The sequence below is a fragment of the Actinomadura geliboluensis genome, assembly GCF_005889745.1.
Taxonomy (GTDB): domain Bacteria; phylum Actinomycetota; class Actinomycetes; order Streptosporangiales; family Streptosporangiaceae; genus Spirillospora; species Spirillospora geliboluensis.
Window position 1 is genome coordinate 1 of the sequence record NZ_VCKZ01000594.1, and the last position, 4,084, is coordinate 4,084.

A 4,084-nucleotide genomic window follows, 5' to 3' on the forward strand; every position below is an offset into this window, starting at 1 on the left:
GCAGCAGGTTGCCGTCCTTGAACAGCGTCTCGAACTGGGAGTTCTGCGCGGCGATCGTGCCCGAGAGTCGGCGTGGACGGTTCACCGAGGATGCCGTTGGAGATGAACGTCAAGGACAGGCTGTTCGAGGTGCGCACCGCGATGCTGGACGAGGCCGTCCGGCCGTGGAGGCGGCGTTATCCGGAGGTCGCCGTGCGGGTGTCGCTGCTGCTGGAGCGTCCCCGCGAGGCCCTGCTGGCGGCGGCGGCGGACGCCGATCTGCTGGTGGTGGGGGATCGCGGCGCGGGGGGCCTGGATCCGCTGCTGCTGGGCGCGACGAGTTCGGCGATGCTGCACCATGCCCCGTGCGCGGTGGCGATCGTGCCGCAGCCCCGGCCCGCCGCCTGACGAGCCCGCCGCCTGACGAGCCGGAGGGTCATTCGCGGAGTCCGCTCAGTCGGGCGTGATGCTGCTGGAGCCCGGGTGTGCGGGCGGTGTGCTCGGCAGCACCGGTTCGATCCGGTAGAGGGAGGGCATGCCTCCGGTTTGCGGGGGGATGTCGCGTTCCTCGCCGGCGAGCGCGCCGATCAGGTCCCGTGCGGTGATCAGGCCGACCAGGGCGCCGTGGTCGTCGGTCACCGGGACGAAGTCCTTGCCGGATTCGAGCATGGCGCGGGCGGCCCGGCGGATGGTGGCCGCCGGCCGGACCGTCATGGGCGGGCCGGACGGCAGGAGGCTCGTCACGGGCCGGCGGGCCTGCTGCGGGGCGGAGGCGTCCCACGTCGAGGTGAGGGTCTGGGCGTCCACGACGCCCAGGAAGCCGCCCTCGTCATCGGCGACGGGGAGGTGGTGCACCTGGGCCTTGCACATCAGCTCCCAGGCCATCAGCACGGACTCGCTCGCGGCGATGGTGAGCAGGTCCCGGGTCATCAGCTCGGCGGCGGGACGCCGCTCCAGGGGCGGCTGCTCGGTCATGATCCCTCCCGATGGTCGTGGAACGCGCCGCGGTCAAGCGCGGATGTTCCGTCCGTCCAGCTTGGCCAGGCGTTCGTCGTACTCCTCGGTGCTGATCTCGCCGCGGGCGTAGCGCTCGGCGAGGATCTCGCGCGCGTGCTCCAGCCCGGGCCTCTCAAGGTCCGGCGTGCCTGGACGGCGCGGTGCCGCGGCACGGGCCACGAGCCAGGCCACCGCAGCGATCACGACGACCCAGAACAGGACCATCGCCGTCCCCCACAGCCACATCCAGCCGGACCAGCCGCCGTTCCCCATGTGCCCCCAGCCGTCGCCGGGAACGTGGGCCGCGAGGGCATATCCGATGTTCATGACCGCACCTCCTTCTACTGCCAGCCTGCGCTCTCCGGGCCTGGCGCACCCAGGGCCGAAGGTCCTGCGCATTGGGAGACCCATGCCCCTGAATGCGGCGCTTCTAATCGGTGAGGCTCAGAAGCCAGGAGGTGACCTCAATGGACGGACGAGCTGTTCTGGTGGGGTTCGACGCCTCACCGGCGGCCGAACGGGCGGTGCGCTGGGCGGCCGCCGAGGCGTCCCTTCGCGGGGTGCCGCTGCTGGTCTGCCACGCCTGGACCTGGCCCTATCCGCTGACTCCGCGGGACGAGGACGCGCTGGAGATCGTCCGGGGCATGGGGGCGCTGGCCCTCGACGACGGTGTCCGGCTCGCCCGGCAGACCGCGCCGGGCCTGGACGTCCGGCCGCTGCTGGCGAAGGGCACGCCGCCCGGGGCGCTCCTGGAGTCCTCGACGGAAGCGGCGCTGATCGTGGTCGGCGCGCGCGGGGCGGGCGGCTTCGACAAGCTGCCGGTCGGCTCGACGGCCGTGCATGTCCCGGCGCATGCCGATCGTCCCGTGGTCGTGGTGCCCGCCCATGAGCGGCGGCAGAGCGCCCGGATCGTGGTGGGCGTCGACGGTTCGCCGGCGAGCGAGGCCGCGGTGCGGTTCGCTCTGCGGGAGGCCAGGCTCCGCGATGCCGCGGTGACGTTGGTGTGCGCGTGGTGGGATCCCGCCGCGCTGCCCGGGCCCGATCGGCTGCCGTTCACCGACCCCGAGGGCATCAAGAAGCAGGCCAAGGCACGGTTCGCCAATGCGGTGGAGCCGCACCTGGCCGACTATCCCGATGTCGCCGTGGAGCGCAGGTTCGTCCTGGAGCGGGCCCAGCGCGTCCTGGCCGACAACGCACGGGACGCGATGCTGCTCGTGGTCGGTGACCGCGGGATCGGCTCGTCCCCCCGAACCCTGCTCGGCGCGGTCACCCGCACCCTGCTGCACGAGGCGCCGAGCCCGGTCGCGGTCGTCCACGAGCGCGACCCGAACATCGAGGAGCCGTCATGATCCGAGTGCTGGTGGCGTACGCCTCCGAGCGCGGAGGAACCGCCGAGATCGCCGACTGGGTCGGCGATGCGCTGCGACAGGCGGGCGCGGACGCCGACGTGCGCCCCGCCGGCGACGTCACGGACCTGGACGAGTACGACGCCGTCGTCCTCGGCGGCGCGCTGTACGAGGGACGGTGGCATCGGGATGCGCGCCGCTTCGCCCGGCACCACGCCGACGAGCTGGAGCACCGGCCGGTGTGGCTGTTCAGCAGCGGCCCGCTGGACGACACCGCCCGCGAACACGTCATCGACCCCGTCCCCGGCGTCGCCAAGATCGCCGGGCGGCTGCACGCCCGCGGCCACGCCACCTTCGGCGGCCGCCTGGCCCCGGACGCGAAGGGCTTCCTGGCGTCCAGGATCGCCAAGCGGATGAGCGGCGACCACCGGGACCGCGACCAGGTCGCCGAGTGGGCCGCCGGCATCGCCCGCGAGCTGCGGAAGGCCACCGTATGAGCAAGATCGTCGTCGGTGTGGACGGCTCGGAGGCGAGCCTGCGGGCGGTCGACTGGGCCGCCGCCGAGGCCGTCCGCAGAGAAGCGTCGCTGCATCTGGTGTACGTCGTCACGCCGTGGCTGTTCGACGTCCCGGACGATCGGCGGGCGGCGCAGGTCCGCAAGCAGATGCTGGACGACGGCCGGCGCGTCGTCGACGTCGGCGCGGCCCGCGCCCGCGAGGCGGCGCCGGGCCTGGAGGTGACGGGGGAGCAGACCGGTGGGCAGCCCGCCGAGGTGCTCATCGACCGGGCCCGGGACGCGCTCATGCTCGTGACCGGCCCGCGCGGCACGGGCGGCCTCACCGGCCTCGTCCTCGGGTCGGTGGCGAACCAGGTCGCCGCGCACGCACCCTGCCCGGTGGTGGTCGTCCGCCCCTCCGAACCGTCCGAGCGGGGCGAGATCGTGGTCGGCGTTGACGGGTCACAGGCCGGAGCCGGCGCGATCGGGTTCGCCTTCGAGGAGGCGTCCGTGCGCGGGGCCCGGCTGCGGGCGCTGCTCGCCTGGACGCACCCCGTCTCCACCGGCCCCGGCGACATGGTCCCGCTGGTCCACGACCTCGGGATCCTTGCCGCCGACGAGCAGCGCCTTCTATCCGAGGCGCTCGCCGGCCGGCGGGCGGAGTACCCCGATGTGGAGGTCGTGGCCGAGACCGTCCGCGGGAGGGCCGCCCGGGTCCTGGCCGAGGCGTCCGGGCACGCCGACCTGCTGGTCGTGGGTTCGCGCGGGCGCGGAGGGTTCGCCGGGCTGCTGCTGGGGTCGGTCGGTCATGCGATGCTGATGCGTGCGCGCTGCCCGGTGGCCGTCGTCAGTGGACGATCTTGAGGGCCCTATTCGTGCCGTTTCCGGGAGTCGGCTTTGAGTTGGGCGGCGAGCGCGGCGGCCTGGGTGCGGCGGCTCATGCCGAGCTTGGCGAAGATGCTGGAGATGTGGTTCTTGACGGTCTTCTCGGCGAGGTAGAGGCGCTCGCCGATCTGCCGGTTGGTGAGGCCCTCGCCGATCAGGTCGAAGATCTGGCGTTCCTGGTCGGTGAGGTGCTGTAGGGGGTCCTGCTTGTCCTGCCGGTTGCGCAGGCGGTGAAGCATGCGGGCGGTGGAGCGGGGGTCCAGGAGGGACTGGCCGGTGGCGACGGTGCGGACGGCGCCGACGAGGTCGGAGCCGTGGATCTGCTTGAGGACGTACCCGGCGGCGCCCGCCATGACGGCCTCGAACAGGGCGTCCTCGTCGT

General features: G+C 73.2%; 7 protein-coding genes. 4 read left to right on the top strand and 3 right to left on the bottom strand.

Annotated features, from left to right (window positions below; all coding sequences use genetic code 11):
• The first annotated feature begins 102 nt into the window (after positions 1-102).
• The gene (locus ETD96_RS42000) at positions 103-387 is read left to right on the top strand and encodes a universal stress protein (RefSeq protein ID WP_240808609.1); all 285 of its coding nucleotides are present in this window, start codon (positions 103-105) and stop codon (positions 385-387) included.
• Between the two features lie 45 nt (positions 388-432).
• Here the strand turns inward: ETD96_RS42000 and ETD96_RS42005 are convergent, their stop codons facing one another.
• Together ETD96_RS42005 and ETD96_RS42010 are read right to left on the bottom strand one after the other, a co-directional pair.
• Positions 433-954 (bottom strand): CBS domain-containing protein, encoded by a 522-nt coding sequence (locus tag ETD96_RS42005; RefSeq protein WP_138642055.1) that lies wholly within the window; start codon positions 952-954, stop codon positions 433-435.
• Positions 955-987: 33 nt separating this feature from the next.
• The gene (locus ETD96_RS42010) at positions 988-1,302 is read right to left on the bottom strand and encodes an SHOCT domain-containing protein (protein ID WP_240808610.1); all 315 of its coding nucleotides are present in this window, start codon (positions 1,300-1,302) and stop codon (positions 988-990) included.
• 140 nt (positions 1,303-1,442) lie between these two features.
• Here ETD96_RS42010 and ETD96_RS42015 point away from each other — a divergent pair, with 140 nt between their 5' ends.
• The 3 genes from ETD96_RS42015 to ETD96_RS42025 are packed head-to-tail and all read left to right on the top strand — an operon-like array spanning position 1,443 to position 3,681.
• Positions 1,443-2,324, top strand: coding sequence for a universal stress protein (locus ETD96_RS42015; protein WP_240808611.1), 882 nt, complete (start codon positions 1,443-1,445; stop codon positions 2,322-2,324).
• Entirely contained in the window at positions 2,321-2,818 is a 498-nt protein-coding gene (locus ETD96_RS42020; protein WP_138642057.1) for a flavodoxin domain-containing protein, read from the top strand. The genes ETD96_RS42015 and ETD96_RS42020 overlap by 4 nt, the downstream gene beginning before the upstream one ends.
• Positions 2,815-3,681: a universal stress protein gene (locus tag ETD96_RS42025; RefSeq protein ID WP_138642058.1), complete on the top strand. Its 867-nt coding sequence runs from the start codon at positions 2,815-2,817 to the stop codon at positions 3,679-3,681. Before ETD96_RS42020 ends, ETD96_RS42025 begins: the two co-directional genes overlap by 4 nt.
• Positions 3,682-3,686: 5 nt before the next feature.
• Here ETD96_RS42025 and ETD96_RS42030 read toward each other — a convergent pair.
• On the bottom strand, positions 3,687-4,084 hold a 398-nt coding region (locus ETD96_RS42030; protein ID WP_138642059.1), incomplete at its 5' end, for a LuxR C-terminal-related transcriptional regulator.

What these genes read in the sequence shown, in the direction of transcription:
- ETD96_RS42000 (WP_240808609.1), top strand. Translation starts at nt 103, where the DNA reads ATGAACGTCAAGGACAGGCTGTTCGAGGTGCGCACCGCGATGCTGGAC.
- ETD96_RS42005 (WP_138642055.1), bottom strand. Translation starts at nt 954, where the DNA reads ATGACCGAGCAGCCGCCCCTGGAGCGGCGTCCCGCCGCCGAGCTGATG.
- ETD96_RS42010 (WP_240808610.1), bottom strand. Translation starts at nt 1,302, where the DNA reads ATGAACATCGGATATGCCCTCGCGGCCCACGTTCCCGGCGACGGCTGG.
- ETD96_RS42015 (WP_240808611.1), top strand. Translation starts at nt 1,443, where the DNA reads ATGGACGGACGAGCTGTTCTGGTGGGGTTCGACGCCTCACCGGCGGCC.
- ETD96_RS42020 (WP_138642057.1), top strand. Translation starts at nt 2,321, where the DNA reads ATGATCCGAGTGCTGGTGGCGTACGCCTCCGAGCGCGGAGGAACCGCC.
- ETD96_RS42025 (WP_138642058.1), top strand. Translation starts at nt 2,815, where the DNA reads ATGAGCAAGATCGTCGTCGGTGTGGACGGCTCGGAGGCGAGCCTGCGG.